Annotated in this window: 5 protein-coding genes and 3 pseudogenes; 5 read left to right on the top strand and 3 right to left on the bottom strand. The window is 70.3% G+C overall.

The genetic code is table 11. The features are described from left to right. Positions 1-6: 6 nt before the first annotated feature. A pseudogene (locus OG861_RS31880) lies at positions 7-2,309 on the bottom strand (glycoside hydrolase family 3 C-terminal domain-containing protein); the annotation flags it as partial. Positions 2,310-3,229: 920 nt separating this feature from the next. On the opposite strand from OG861_RS31880, the gene OG861_RS31875 reads away from it, so the two are divergent. Together OG861_RS31875 and OG861_RS31870 are read left to right on the top strand one after the other, a co-directional pair. Further along, positions 3,230-3,754, top strand: coding sequence for a deaminase domain-containing protein (locus OG861_RS31875; protein WP_329191571.1), 525 nt, complete (start codon positions 3,230-3,232; stop codon positions 3,752-3,754). Positions 3,755-5,010: 1,256 nt separating this feature from the next. Beyond that, entirely contained in the window at positions 5,011-5,466 is a 456-nt protein-coding gene (locus tag OG861_RS31870; protein WP_329191572.1) for an STAS domain-containing protein, read from the top strand. Between the two features lie 1,099 nt (positions 5,467-6,565). Here the strand turns inward: OG861_RS31870 and OG861_RS31860 are convergent. Continuing rightward, complete coding sequence (locus tag OG861_RS31860; RefSeq protein WP_329191573.1) at positions 6,566-7,540, bottom strand: TolB family protein; 975 nt, start codon at positions 7,538-7,540, stop codon at positions 6,566-6,568. A 1,039-nt stretch (positions 7,541-8,579) separates the two neighbouring features. Here OG861_RS31860 and OG861_RS31855 point away from each other — a divergent pair. Next, positions 8,580-8,771 (top strand): annotated as a pseudogene (locus OG861_RS31855) (PucR family transcriptional regulator); the annotation flags it as partial. A 273-nt stretch (positions 8,772-9,044) separates the two neighbouring features. Continuing rightward, positions 9,045-9,608: pseudogene (locus OG861_RS34385) on the top strand (eCIS core domain-containing protein); the annotation flags it as partial. Between the two features lie 1,710 nt (positions 9,609-11,318). Here the strand turns inward: OG861_RS34385 and OG861_RS31845 are convergent. Continuing rightward, complete coding sequence (locus tag OG861_RS31845) at positions 11,319-12,671, bottom strand: COG1470 family protein (protein ID WP_329191577.1); 1,353 nt, start codon at positions 12,669-12,671, stop codon at positions 11,319-11,321. Positions 12,672-12,850: 179 nt separating this feature from the next. Here OG861_RS31845 and OG861_RS31840 point away from each other — a divergent pair, with 179 nt between their 5' ends. Continuing rightward, positions 12,851-13,582: a helix-turn-helix transcriptional regulator gene (locus OG861_RS31840; protein WP_329191579.1), complete on the top strand. Its 732-nt coding sequence runs from the start codon at positions 12,851-12,853 to the stop codon at positions 13,580-13,582. Positions 13,583-13,642 lie beyond the last annotated feature (60 nt).

Below are 13,642 nucleotides of genomic sequence, written 5' to 3'. Positions count from 1 at the left end.
GTCTCGCTATGAGACGTCGAGGTGGGTCCGCAGGGGCAGTCGGGCTGCGTCGGGTCCCGCGAGGACGGTGAACCGGCCCGGTTCACGCTCCCAGGCACGGGCCGCCGGGGACCAGTGCTGCAAGGCGCGGGCGGGGATGCGGGGACGCGCCGTCACCCGCTCCTGCGGCTCGGCCTCGACGGCCGCCCAGCCCGCGAGCCAGCGCACCGGCCGGTCGACCGCCGAGCCGGGGCGCGCCAGGTAGAGCTGGACGACCTCCCTGCCTGCCCGGGAGCCGGTGTTGCGGAGCATGACGGGGACCACGCAACCGCCGTCCGGAGCAGGTTCGGGCGGACCGATGCGCTCGTACTGCCAGGTCGTGTAGCCGAGACCGTGGCCGAACCAGTACGCCGGGCTCGTGCCCGCGCGCAGCCAGGCGCGGTAGCCGATGTGCAGTCCCTCCTCGTACGGGAGGACTCCGTCCGTGGGCCGGGTGGCGCGGATGGGGGCGTCGGCAACGGTTCCGGGCCAGGTGGTGGGGAGCCGGCCGCCCGGTTCGGCGCGGCCGAGCAGTACGTCGGCGAGTGCGTGGCCGGCTTCCTGGCCGGGGAACCAGGTCAGCAGGACGGCGGCGGCCTCGGCGCGCCACGGAAGCTCTACGGGGCCACCGCTGTTGACGACGACCAGCGTGCGGGGGTTGGCGCGGATGACCTCGCGCACCAACCGGTCCTGGGTACGGGAAGTCGCAGGGTCGTGCGGTCGTTGCCCTCGCACTCGTCGCCTTCGGTGGTGCCGACGCAGACGAGGGCCACGTCTGCGTCCCGGGCGGCCTCCACCGCGGCTGCGAGGGCGGCGGTGGCGTCGGGGGCGGGTGGTGAGGCGGTCAGGACGGTGGCCCGACCGGTGCCGGGGACCAGTTCGCGGCGGGCGTGGACCTCCACGGGGCGGTCGGCGGTGAGGTGGATGCGGGCGGTCTGCTGCGGCGGCCGTACGTGGATGACGGCCGGGTCGTCCGTGGCGGGCGGGAACTCGCCTTCCAGCAGCGGTGTCCCCTCGACGGCAAGGCTGAGTGCGCCGAAGCCCCCGAGACCGAGGGTCCAGGGGCCGGTCGTGTCCGGGTGGAGGACCGCGGCCAGTTCGACGGTTCGGGCGCCCGGGGGCAGTCCGGGCTCCAGGACCCGGCCCGACGGCTGGTGTGCGGAGTACAGCACGGCCCCCGCGGCGTCGAGTACGCGCAGCCGTACGCCCGGGGCCCTGGTCTCCGGGTCGCGGGCGTACCGTGCGCCGAGCGGGCCCGGGCCCCCTGAGCCCTCCGGCGGCGGGCCCGGCTCGTAGCCCACGCGCACATGTGCGGGCAGGGCTGCCCGCAGTCCCGCCAGCGGGGCGACGACCCCGTGCGGGAACACTTCCGAGCTACCGCCGCCCTGGGCGCGGGGGTCCCGGGCGTGCGTACCGATGACGGCGACCGAGGCCAGCGCTCCGGGGTCCAGCGGCAGCGCCCCCCGGTTCTCCAGCAGGACGAAACTCGCGGCGGCGGCCTCGCGCAGCAGCCGCCGGACGCCACGATCCCCGGCGGCAGGCGGAGCTCCGGGCGCCGCGCCGCGGCCGGCCTCGGGTGGGGACCCGGCACGGCCGGGCGCCGAGCTGAGTGCTCCTGCCTCGGCGGCGTGGAGGGAGTCGTTGGGTGGAATCCTCGGCTCGCACGGCACCGACGTCGCACCGGGTTCGGTGAAGGCCCCGACGCGGGCGGCCAGCCGCAGCACGCGGCGGGCTTTCTCCCGTACGGTCTCAGGCGGGACCAGACCACGCTCCACGGCGTCCAGCAGCGCCTCGCCCCAAGGGCCGCCCGGGCCCGGCATCAACAGGTCCTGGGCGGCGAGGGCGGTGGCGACGGTGGAGCGGCCGGCGCCCCAGTCGCTGACGACCACCCCGTCGAAGCCCCACTCGCCCTTCAGCGGATCGGCGAGGAGGGGACTTTCGCTCATCGACGTCCCGTTGACCTTGTTGTACGCCGACATCACCACCCAGACGCCCGCGCGGACGGCAGCCTCGAAGGGCGCGAGATACAGCTCCCGCAGGGCCTGTTCAGCGACCTGCACGTCGAGGGTCAGCCGCTCGGTCTCGGAGTCGTTGGCGACGTAGTGCTTCGCTGTCGCCGCCACACCCCGCGACTGGACGCCCCGGATGAGGGCTGCACCGGTCCGGCCGGTGAGCAGCGGATCCTCGGCGAAACACTCGAAGTGCCGGCCCGCGAGCGGGCTGCGTTGGTCGTGCCTGCCGGTCTTGCGGGCGAGGACGGCCTGCTGGCGGGGCGCCTCCGCAACCGTCAGGGGCGCCCCGGCGGCAGAGGCGAACTCTCAGGCGCCGTCGGCGGCCATCCCGCCGGGTTGGCGGCCAGTCGAGCTCGATGAGGATCCGTGTCGCCGGGAGGCAGGCCTGGGCCGGCATGGTGAAGTTGTCGCCGTTGCTGGTGGACTGGTGACCGGCGGAGATGAGGCGGGGCAGGCAGAGGGCGACGCTGGAGCAGGCGCAGTCGTTGCAGTCGGCCGAGGCGCCCCGACGTTCTACCGCAAGGATGTCCGGGGGTGTGTCGGAGGGTGTGCGGCCGAGTCCCAGTATCGCGTCGCGCAGCCCCGCAACGAGTGTCTCGCCGAGGTGCGCCTCTTCGGCCTTGGCCGGGTCGGCACCGCGTTGCCCGCCCCCGTGCCGCAGTTCGTCAGCGGCTCGGCTGCCTCGCCCGCCCGACCACGGTCTGCGCGGCCCTCTCCCTGGCCACCAGCTTCGCTCTGCCGAAGGCTGGGTTCGACTCCGGCTGGAAGCTGGCGGAGGTCGCCGTCCTGTTGCTCCTTCTGGCCGTGGTCACCCGTTGGTCACCCTGCGCGAACTGAAGTCGGCCCTCCCGCTGACCGCCCTTGCCCCCGCCCCGGCAGCGCCCACGGCTACGTCGCCTCTCACCGCCCTGGCCCATTGTTTCTAGCTGTGGTCGCTGTTCGCGATCACCCGGCTCAGGAGAAGAACGCTCTGGCGTAGGCATGCCCCGGCCTCGGCCCGGGGCCGGCTCTGGCCGCCATCTCTCAAACATGAGAGCGATGAGTGGCGTCCGGTTCGCCCACTGCACCGAAGTCCCGCCAGGTTCGCCGAGACCGGACAACCCGGCACGTGACATATGCTGGCCTGCATGTTGATCCGCTGTTTATCGGTGTGTGCCACGGTGCACCGCGTCGCCATCTCACCGACGAATGGAGCAGGTATGACGACGGCGGTCAACTCCGACAACAGCGCAAAGCTGACGTACAAGATCTCATTCACCGCAGGCCCTGACCTCGAAGGCAGCTTCGAGAGCGTGTCGGGCAGCGCGGTGGTCGGCTACAGCCACTACGAGGGAAAGCCGGAGGGGGGCAACGGGCCCCTCAAAGACCAGTACATGCACGAAAAAGACCCTGAGAAGCAGACCATCAATCTCCTGGCCAACGCGATCTACGCACGTCTGGGATGCCAGAACAATGGCCAGTACTTACCGGCCATCATGGCCCAGATCACCGGAGGCAGCATCTCGCTCTACTCCGATAAGGGCCCTTGCCATTCCTGCCGGCCGATCATCAGGAAGTTCCTGGCGGACTACCCCATGCTCAGCTTCCAGGTCAGGTACCGCAAGACAGACGGATGGGGCAAGCCGATCCCGGCCTTGGCGCCGGCCGGGGGGAACCTTGTTGGCGCGTACGGCTACGAGGACGCCGTGGAAGTGAACGGCTTCTGGTGCAAGGTCCTCGCCTGATTGCCCGGTTCAGCATCCGCCGGTAGGCCCCACTGACTGGCGTGTCCGCGCAACCTAGGCCAACATCACCGCCACCCCTGCACAGCCCCGCAAGCCCGGACGAACTGGAACGGCTGCGCAAGCGTGGAATCCTGGGCACTCCTCCCCTGCTCGGGAAGGTTCCATGAACGGACCCTCGGCCGAGCTCGCTCAGCGGCCGAGGGATGGCACCGGCCTGGAGCTCAACGAGTAACTGCGCGTCGGCGCGGAGGTGCCGGCTTCGCCGCCCCTAGCGAATCCTGCACCCGGACCAGTCACCCTCCTTGCCCGCCGGGCGGCCCGGTACTACGCATGAAGCCGGGCCGTCACCTCAAACCGTCCACTCAATATCCGCAACGGTGACGACGAGCACCGACAGCGCGGCCTGGGCGTCAAGGGTCCGCCCGACTGCCCTGTCGACCGCACCTCGGCAGGGCCACCGTCTAGACGGCGCTGAGGTTTTCCATGGAGCCGGCCAAGGCATAGGCGGACCGTGACGTGTGCCGACGGTCCCGGTCGCGTAGGTCGTGGTTGCGACGAGTTGGGCGCCACCCGACACGGCCGGATCCCTCATCTGCCATCGCCGACTTGTCATGGTCCGCCGTCTTCTTCGGCCCTCACCCCGCAGACCTGTTCGGGCGGCACGGGTGACGGCCCAGGCATCGCCGGGAACGCCCCTCCCCTCCCGTCCGTGGGCAGGCCAGGGGCCGATCGACGCCGCATCGGCGGCGCGGCGACCGACGACGCTTGCCGGAGGGGCCGGCTGACACCGCGCCTGGCCAATGGGAGGCGTGTCAACGCTCCGACGGTTGCCCCGGTCCCCGGCGGAAACCGCCTCGCATCGGCATCGCTATCGACCAGCGGATCAATTCCTTTCACGCCTTCACGGTCTTCCAAGATCCGGTCGAGTGGGGCGTCCGCTCGGGGGAAATGCGGCAGACCGCGCCTGGGCTGCCCGACGTGCGGCGCCCTTCACGTCGGGAGGCGAGCGGAGATACCGAGGCAGCCGGTGCTCTTGCTGCCTCGTGAGGGCAGGCTGGCAGGAAGTGCCTGGTATGTGCAACGCTGCACAGACAACCAGCCTGGTCTGGTAGGAGGCCCCGCGCCGCCCTTGGGGTCATGACATGACCGGGGCGCGGTACGGGTTGTCTTGCTTGGCTGCACGCGGCCCTACGCCGCGTGCTTGATGCCCTCCCCGCCCGGGGGCGCGAGGCTCGACCCCGATCGAGGGGTGGACCATGAACGAATCCACCGCAGTGAAGCGGCGCAACCTCCACGATGCCCACAGCGTGATCACTGTCGTCGGCGACATGGACGTCAAGACCCATCCCGAACTCAAGGAAGCCTCGCAGGTTGCGGCCGCGGTTGCCGTCACCGGCCGGCTGCTGCAATTGGACCTGTCGGGAGTCGCCTTCATGGATTCCAGCGGTCTCAAAGTGCTGCTCGTGCTGCGTCGACACCTGACGGCGGCCGGTGGATGCCTCACCGTCACCGGCCTGCAATCCCAGCCCAGAGACTTGCTCGTGCTGACGGGGACCTACGCCCTCCTCACACACAACACGCAACGGGGCGAACCCGCTCGAAGCCTGTGTGAGTGCTCGGGACACCGGGTGCCGGACCGAGCACCGCTTCGCCCCGAAGCGCCCACACCCGCTAGTGGCATGCGCACAGCACTGGCCAACCGTACGAAGTAGACCTTTTCCTCGCCGCAGGCACCCGGCAATCTCGGTCACGTCGCGCGTACGAGCGGGAACTGTGGGCGCGGGAAGACCCCAGGCAGCCGGCCCCCGGCGAGCGTGGTGCAGCGCGTACGAGGACGCGGTGGTGACGGAAGCGCCCGGTTGGATGTCGATCATTTCGTGCCGTTGGCGGAGGTCTACGACTCTGAGCAGACCCCTTGGTCAGCGGCGCGGCGGGAGGCGTAGGCGAACGACCAGGGATCCCCGGACACGCTGTTCGCGGTCTCGGCCGAGTCCAACCGCAGCAAGGCTGACAAGGACCCGGCCGAGTGGCTTCCCTCTCACGGCTCGTATCACTGCACGTACGTTGCGACCTGGGTCGCCACGAATCTGCGTGGGTACCTGGCGGTCGACGAGAGCGAGCGCCAGGCCCTCCTCGGGCTGTGCCGAGGACTACCCGACGACCACCGTGGTCTACGCACCCGCCCCCTGTCCCCCACGGGGATGGTCACCGTGACCGCCCCTCGCTCCCGAATCGTCGGGGTGAGAGGGGCAGATGGCGCGCCCCCGTAGCGGCACGTGGACACAATCCTGGCCAAACCGGGCGACATCGTCCGTTACGCCCTCCAGTGGCCGGACGGCGCTTACACCGACGGCGCGACCACCGCCTCCGCACTCCTGTCCGCCTGAGGCAACGACAGAACGAAGTGGTCCGACGCCTGGGGCCGGACCAGCGGCTACATGGGCCTCAACACCGGCCGGCGCACCCCACGTTCCGGGCAGCTCTTCGAAGTCCAGTTCCACGCCCCCGCCAGCAAGCACGCCCAGGAGGTCACCCACCTCCTGTACGGCAAGCAGCGCCTGCCCTCCACCACCCCGGGCCGCAAGAAAGGGCTCCAAGCCCGGCAGGACGCCGCATTCGCCGCCGTACCCGTGCCACCAGTAGCCGACCAGCTGAGCGCACCCCGCCAAACCGCCCCGCCCCCATTGCCCGTCCCCGTCCTCGGCCGCGGATCACTGGCCGATTCGGCGCCCATGTCGTCGGCTTTCGTTCCCAGACGCGGAACAGATCGTGGGGTCAGGTGAGCGCGCAGGTGGCGCGCAACAGCGACCCTCAGGGCAGCGGCTGCCAGTCGGGCTGCGCGTTGTGGACCATCTCGCGGGGCCCGCTTGTGATCCGCTGCTCCGCCGTTCCGTCCAACTTCTTGGTGTAGATATCGGCGTTTCCGAGTCGGTTCCACGAGCTGTAGGCGATCCAGGCGCCGTCCGGTGAGAAGGCCGGCTGCCACTCCTCCGAGACGTCGGTAGTGACTCTTTCCTGCCCGGAGCCGTCGACGTTCATCACGTAGATGTCGGTGTTCCCGCTCCGATTGCTCTGAAAGGCAATCTTCTTGCCGTCGGGAGAAAAAGCGGGCCACGCGTCACTCGCTGAGTCGGTGGTTAGCCGACGCATATCCAGGCCGCTGCATCCCATGATGTAGATATCGCGGTTTCCGCCCGCCCGTTTGCTGGAGAAGGCGATTTTGCAGTCAGTCGGAGACCATGCGGGTTCCGTGTCAAGTTCCGGATCGAAAGTGAGCTGCGTGGCGAGCCGGGCACTTTCGGGGTCGACGCGGTAGATCTCGTAATTGAACGGCTGCCTGGCGGACACGTCACGGGTGCTCGTGAAGGCGATGGTCTGCCGCGGCCGGGAAAACCCCGGGGCGAAGGTGGGCTGGAACTCGCCCGACGCTTCTTCGGTGATCCGCGTTTCATCCGTACCATCGGCATTCATGGTGTAGATGTCCCAGTTGTCGTCGCGGAGGCTGGCAAAAGCGATCTTGCTTCCATCGGATGAGAAGACGGGGTCCCGGTCGGGGAACGAGTTGTTGGTAAGTCGCCTCAGCGATGCGACATCCTCCCGCGTTCTCCCCGCGTTCATGGCGTAGATTTCGTCATTGCCGTCGCGGTCGCTCACGAAGACGATCTTTCCGTTCCGGCCCGGAAACGCGTCGGGCGCCGCGTACGCGTTCGGCGCCCACGGTGCCAGCATGGTAATTGCCAATGCGCCGACAACGAGGTACCGCGACCGCAGCTTCATCGTCACCATCTCCCGTGCTGCCTGTCTCTTTCGAGGCTACCCCCGCTGTCTCGGACCCCGCCCGTTGGTGCACGCCTCGGTGGAGGTGGTCGAGCTGGGCGCGGCCTACCGCAAGTTCGTCGAGGCCTCAACCTTTCGAACGACAGGGCACCGGCCTCGTCGTCCCACACGAGCAGGTGCTTCTCGTCCTGCTCGCGGGGAGGAGCCGTCCTGGGCCTCAGGAGCCGTCAGTTCCCACCCATTCCGCCGTTCACGAGACCCGCCAACCCCACGATGAGGCCACCCAGGAGTGTGCCGGGGGGACCGAAGCCGTTCCCCACCACCGTGGGGCCGTCGTTGCCCACGGTGGTCTGATGGTGCGACGGGATGCGCCGGCTGTCACGGGGGAACGACGGAGGTCAGGCCGCTGCCGACCGCAACGGCGGTAGGGGCCAGGCCTGGACCTGCGAACGGCCATGCCACTGCCAGCCAAGGCCCGGAGCCCGGCTCACTGCCCGCGGTGCTCTACCCACGCTATGGCCGGGGCGGTTGCCCGGCGGCCCACCTCCGAGCACGCGCCGGTGACAGGGCCCGCGCCGGTAGTGCCGAGTGCACAGGGTCGGGCAAACCAGGGTGCAGTGTGTCGTACCCAAGGACGGTCCGGATCGCGACAGTGGAGCACCACCGTCGACCGACGAGGACAACAAATGCCGCAGTTGACGACCGCTCAGCGACGGTCACGCGGAGCTGCCGCCGTAGGTGTAGGTGGAGTCGCCACGGTCATGATCCGACGCAGCACCCGGAGGCGCGGCGAGTCGCTCGGTCGTCACGCACTGCCCGAAAGCAGGAATGAGAACGTACGTGCAGCCGCGACGGCGGCTGTGCCCCGCGTCGAAGAGCACACGAAGAGTCGGTGGGTGGTCTTCCTCGCCTACGGACTCCTGGCGGCCGCGACCCAGGCGCTCTTGTCCAGCTTGCTTCTCTCCCCCCGCAACCAGTGACAGAAGGCATGTTCTCCACCGTTTCGCTGTCACGAGACGGCGATCAGCTGCGGGCGCGGAGTGTCCGATTGCTGACCACGAAGGACGGCCGGTGATTCGCGCCCGGTGGCCAGCCGGAGGTTCTGGCGTACTTCGCGAAGCAGGCGTGCGCGGCCACCGGCGGTGGCAAGGTGGCCATAGGCCGCTCGCACCCCGGCGCCGGTGGCGTGGCGCACTCCTACGAGGAGGCGCTCAACGTGCTGGAGCCGGCCGGGCGGATGGGGCCGGCCGGGTCCGGACCGAGCTCATCCCACGGCAAGATCGAAATTGCCGGATAGCCGCCCGCAGAGCGCCTGGGCGGCCGCATCGGCAACAGTGTGCGGATCCTGCCCGTCCGGTTGTATCCGCGCCGAGTGCCCGGTACCGGGCGGCCGTCGGGCGGGGTGCGGCGCGAGCAGGGCGGGTTCCCTTTGGTGTGCACGAAGGGGCATGGCGGTGTGGGGGGTTCGGGAGTAAGCAGGAAGCGTCCCACCGCCATATCCGAGAGGCAGCCCATGCGCATCCCCGCCCGAGACAAGGCAGCAGGCGACGCCGCCAAGGACGGCTCCGGCCGGGTCCGGCAGGTGTCCCCGGCGGAGGAGCGGGCCGTTGAAGCGCCCGCGCCCGGGGCGCCGATGGCACTCCAGCGGACCGTCGGCAACGCGGCGGTGACGCGCATGCTCGCGTCCGGGCGGGATGCCGCGGCGGTGCAGCGGGCTACCGCGCATCAGGTGCTCCGCTCGGCCGGGCGCCCGCTCGACGGGCCCCTGCGGGAAGAGATGGAGAGCCGGCTCGGCGCCGATTTCTCCGACGTACGGGTGCACAGCGGGCCGACGGCCCAGCGGTCCGCCGCCGAGATCGGGGCGCGGGCCTACACTTCCGGCAGCGACGTCGTCATCGGGGCCGGGGGCGGGGACAAGCACACCCTCGCGCACGAGCTGACCCACGTCATCCAGCAGCGGCAAGGGCCCGTCACCGGGACGGACACCGGCGACGGGCTGCGGGTCAGTGACCCCGGCGACCGGTTCGAGCGGGCGGCCGAGGCCAATGCGAGGCGGGTGATGAACGGCCCCGCCCCCGTACAGCGGGACGCCTGCGAGACGCACGGCGCACACGCGCACACGCACGGGCCGGGCGCGTCGGCGGTCGTCCAGCGCAAGGGGTTCGATGAGCTCGGCCCCTCGCTTCCGGCCGATCCGGCGAGCGGCGGAGGGCTGCTGGGCCGGTTCAAGTCGATGACCCGCAAGCAGCCGGAGCCCCAGAACGACCTGGTGGCGCGGGCGCGGGCGGCCATCACGGCGTACGACAACGATCCCAACCGGGACCCCATGCACTGCATGATGGCGCTGACGAATCTGCAGATGGCCTTCGCCCCGGAGCGGGACGACGCCCCCGAAGCCGTCAAGCCCTGGCTGGATGCCGCGCTCCGTTCGGTCAAGGACGAACTGCAGCTGGTTAACGACCAGCTCAGCCGCGACGACGCGTTGCCCGACGCGGCTCGGGCTCCGTTCACCGCGATGACCGAGAACGGCATGCTGTGGCAGCAGCAGCAGTGGGCCGACAGCGCGGCCGCGTTCCAGATGCACGGGGCCAGCTACTTCCGCGAGCTGTCGGAGCTCAACCGGGCCGGAATGGCCAAGGAGATCGCCGGAGGAGGGGGCGAGCGGAACTGGGTGGGCGACGTCAGGAACAAGCTGACGACCGCGCTCCAGCAGAGCGTGCTGTGCCACTACACGGGCACGTCACGGGCCGCGACGATGCTCGGCCAGGGGCAGATGAAGTCCAAGACCGAACTGCTCAAGGCGGATCCCGACGCGCCGAACACCTCGGAGGCCTACGACAGGCACGTCCTGGCCAACGAGGGCTTCGTCTTCTTCTTCCTGGAGGTACCGGGCAGCCCGTTCCGGGAGACGAGGTTCACCGGCGACGCCGATGACGAGCCGGCCCGGATCGAGATCCCCCTCACCCGGTCCCCCCTGATGAGCCAGGGCTGGCTGATGCTGAGCGACTTCGCGCAGCGCGAGTACCCCACCGTGCGGGCGAAGCCCGGGGACCCGGCGCAGACGCAGAGCCGGCTGGGCACCCGACTGGACACCTTCTCGGACGAGTTCTCCCTGCCGGTGCGGAACTTCGACGTCGGGGCGGGGAAGGCTGAACTGCCGGACATGGAGAAGATGATGGAGGCGATGGGGGCGGAGCAGGACGCGGAGCGCCGGAGCCAGGTCATGTTCGCCATGACCCAGGCGCTGGCGGACCCGCACAGCACCATGACCTACGGGTCCGGTCAGCAGGAGCAGGTCCGTCCCGAGCGGCTGCGGTCCAACACCCTGATGGGCCGGGACATCGTGCCGGGGCTGGCGGAGCGGGGGATCGTGGAGATCCAGCGCATCGGGGAGGTGAACCCGCAGCTCGCGGCCCGGCTCAAGGCGATGTCCGGGGACGAGCTGATGCGTTACCTGCTCAAGGACCTCCTGCGACCGCAGGTGATGCTGCCGAACACGGTCGACCTCAGCAACGCCCGCGTGGTCACGGCGTCCGGGCAGCAGCTCGCGGTCCCCGCGAGCTGACCGGTCGCGGGCGGGAGAGGGCCAAGATCAAGTCATCTTCGACCCTCTCCCGAGGGCGGTCCGGAGGGCGGCGAGGGCTGTTCGGACCGTGGCGTCAGGGAAGCGTACGGCGGGTAACGGGGAGGTCTCACCGCCGGCCCGGGAAGCTGTTTTCGGACGGGGAAGCGAATGCTCCCTTTTGCTCCGGGTGAAACCTGACAGACGATATCCGTACTGCTTGATTCACCTGAGGTCGCTCAGCACACCGCTCACGTTGAGGACTTCATGGCATTCCTGCGCCTGACGGCCGGTAGCCGGGGTGCCCGGCTTCGCGCACGTCACCTGGACCGTCACCGTCTCGTTCTCGGTGATCCTGATGGGGGTGACCCAGTGATAGTCCTGGTTGCGGAACGTCTCCAGCGCGATCGTCGTGACCTTGCGTTCGCCGAAGTTGATGGTCACCACGCCCTCGTCGCCCTGGAAGTTGGCGACGACGATGTCCGTGATCCCGAAGGTCTTGCCCTTGGGCACGGTGTAGGTGCCGGTCTTGGTCTCGCCGCCGCCGGTCTGCAGGTCGATGGTGGCGGAACCCTGCTGCCCGCCGCCCCCGCCGGTACCCGTACCCGTACCCGTACCGCTCCCCGTTCCGGTGCCCGTGCCGCCCGCTCCCGCCCCGGGCTGGGGGCTCTTGCCCCCGCCGCCCGGCTGCCGGGCGCCGCCTGTCGCGGGATTCTGCCCGTTCACGTCCGCCCCGGGCACCGGCCGCTTCTGGGCCACCTCGTCGGCGGCTTCCTTGGCGGTGCTGCGCACGGCAGGCCGGACCAGCATGAACCAGGCGAGCAGCAGCGCGAGCAGCGCGGCCAGGACCGCGAGCAGCCACTTCGGGAAGATCGGGATCTGGACGAACTCCACGTCCAGCGGAGCGCGGACGACGTCCGGCTCCGGGCGCGCCCCGTCGGCCTCTGCGGCGGCGGTTTCGGCGACGTCCACGGTGAAGGGCCAGGTCACCGGGGATCCGAACCACACCGGCCGGCCGGTGCGGACGCGCAGCCGCACCTGCGAGGACTCGCCCGGCTCCAGCTCCAGCCCGGTGGGGCGGACGTCGAACTTCAGCTCCTCGCCGGGCTGCGCGGGGGTGAAGCCTACCTTCACGGGGCTGTTGCCCTCGTTGCGCACGGCCAGCCGATAGCGTCCGCGCAGCCATCCGCGGCGGCGTCTGGGAGCGCTCTCGGCGCGCAGTTCCCGGAACTCCCCGATGTGGACGGTGGTCTCGGGGACCCGTACGGCTTCGGGGTGCTCGGTGGGCAGCAGGCGCACGGCGAGCGGAACCTCGCCGGCCCGCACCTGCGGCGAGCGCGGCGGCGCCAGACGGATCGTCACCGTCTCCGAGGTGCCGGGATAGAGGGAGACGCGGTCGGGCTCCACCGTGGTCCAGGCAGCGCAGTCGCCGACGACTTCCAGGCGGTACGCCTCGACGATGTCGCTGTCGTTGCGAACGGTCAGGCTGGTGGAGGCGGTGCCTCCCGGCATCACCGACACCGGCGGGATGTCGAGGCCGGGCGCGCCAGGGCTGGGAGAGGCTGCTGGGGATGTCACACGGCGACGCTACGGCGCCGGTCCGGCCGCCTCCACGGTCGCGAGGGCAACTCCCCGGGCAGCTCCGATGCCCCTGCGGTCTCCCCCCAACTCCTCTCTCAGCCACATCGGTTGGCGTTCACCCGCGAAAGCCGGCCCCGACGCATTCCCATTGACGCATCACAGAACAGGTACGACACATGACCTGCGTTGACCACAACCGACCCGCCCCCGCGTTCGGCACCACCGCGCCCCAGGCGCCGGTCCCGGCCGGGAATCCACCCGGAACGCCTCCCGCCGGCCCCGGCCGGCGGGTCACCGTCGCCGTGTACGCGTCGGATCCGGTCCTGCACGTCGGGATAGTCCACCAGCTGCGCCAACGTCCCGAGATCGAGTTCGTCGACGACGCCGGCGCGCACCGCGCCCAGGTGTCGCTCGTGGCCGTGGACAGCGTGGACGACGAGACGGCCGCGCTGCTGTACCGGCTGCGGCACAACGGCGAGACCCGCACCGGGCTCGTGGTCGGCACGTTCGAATCGGGCGACGCCTTACAGCGGGCCATCGAATGCGGGGTCACCGCGGTGCTGCGACGCACCGAGGCCGACCAGGACCGGCTGCTGCGGCTGGTCCTGGCGATAGCGAACGGCGAGGGCGTGCTGCCCGGTGACCTGCTCGCGAAGCTCCTCGACCACGTCGGCGTCCTGCAGCGGTCCTCGCTCGACCCGCGCGCGGTGTCCCTGTCCACCCTGACCGCACGCGAGGCGGACATGCTGCGCCTGGTGTCGGAGGGGCTGGACACCGCGGAGATCGCGCGCAAGACCTCGTACTCCGAACGGACCGTCAAGAACGTGCTGCACGAGATCATCACGCGGCTGCACCTGCGCAACCGTACGCACGCGGTCGGGTACGCCCTGCGCAACGGGCTGATCTGACCGTACGGCCCGGCGGCCGCCCACCGGCTGCCCGAAAGCGCAGCCGGTACTTCCCCCGGG

Source organism: Streptomyces sp. NBC_00539 (assembly GCF_036346105.1).
Lineage (GTDB): Bacteria > Actinomycetota > Actinomycetes > Streptomycetales > Streptomycetaceae > Streptomyces.
Note: the sequence above shows the minus strand (reverse complement) of the source record. Positions and strands in the feature narration are given on the sequence as shown.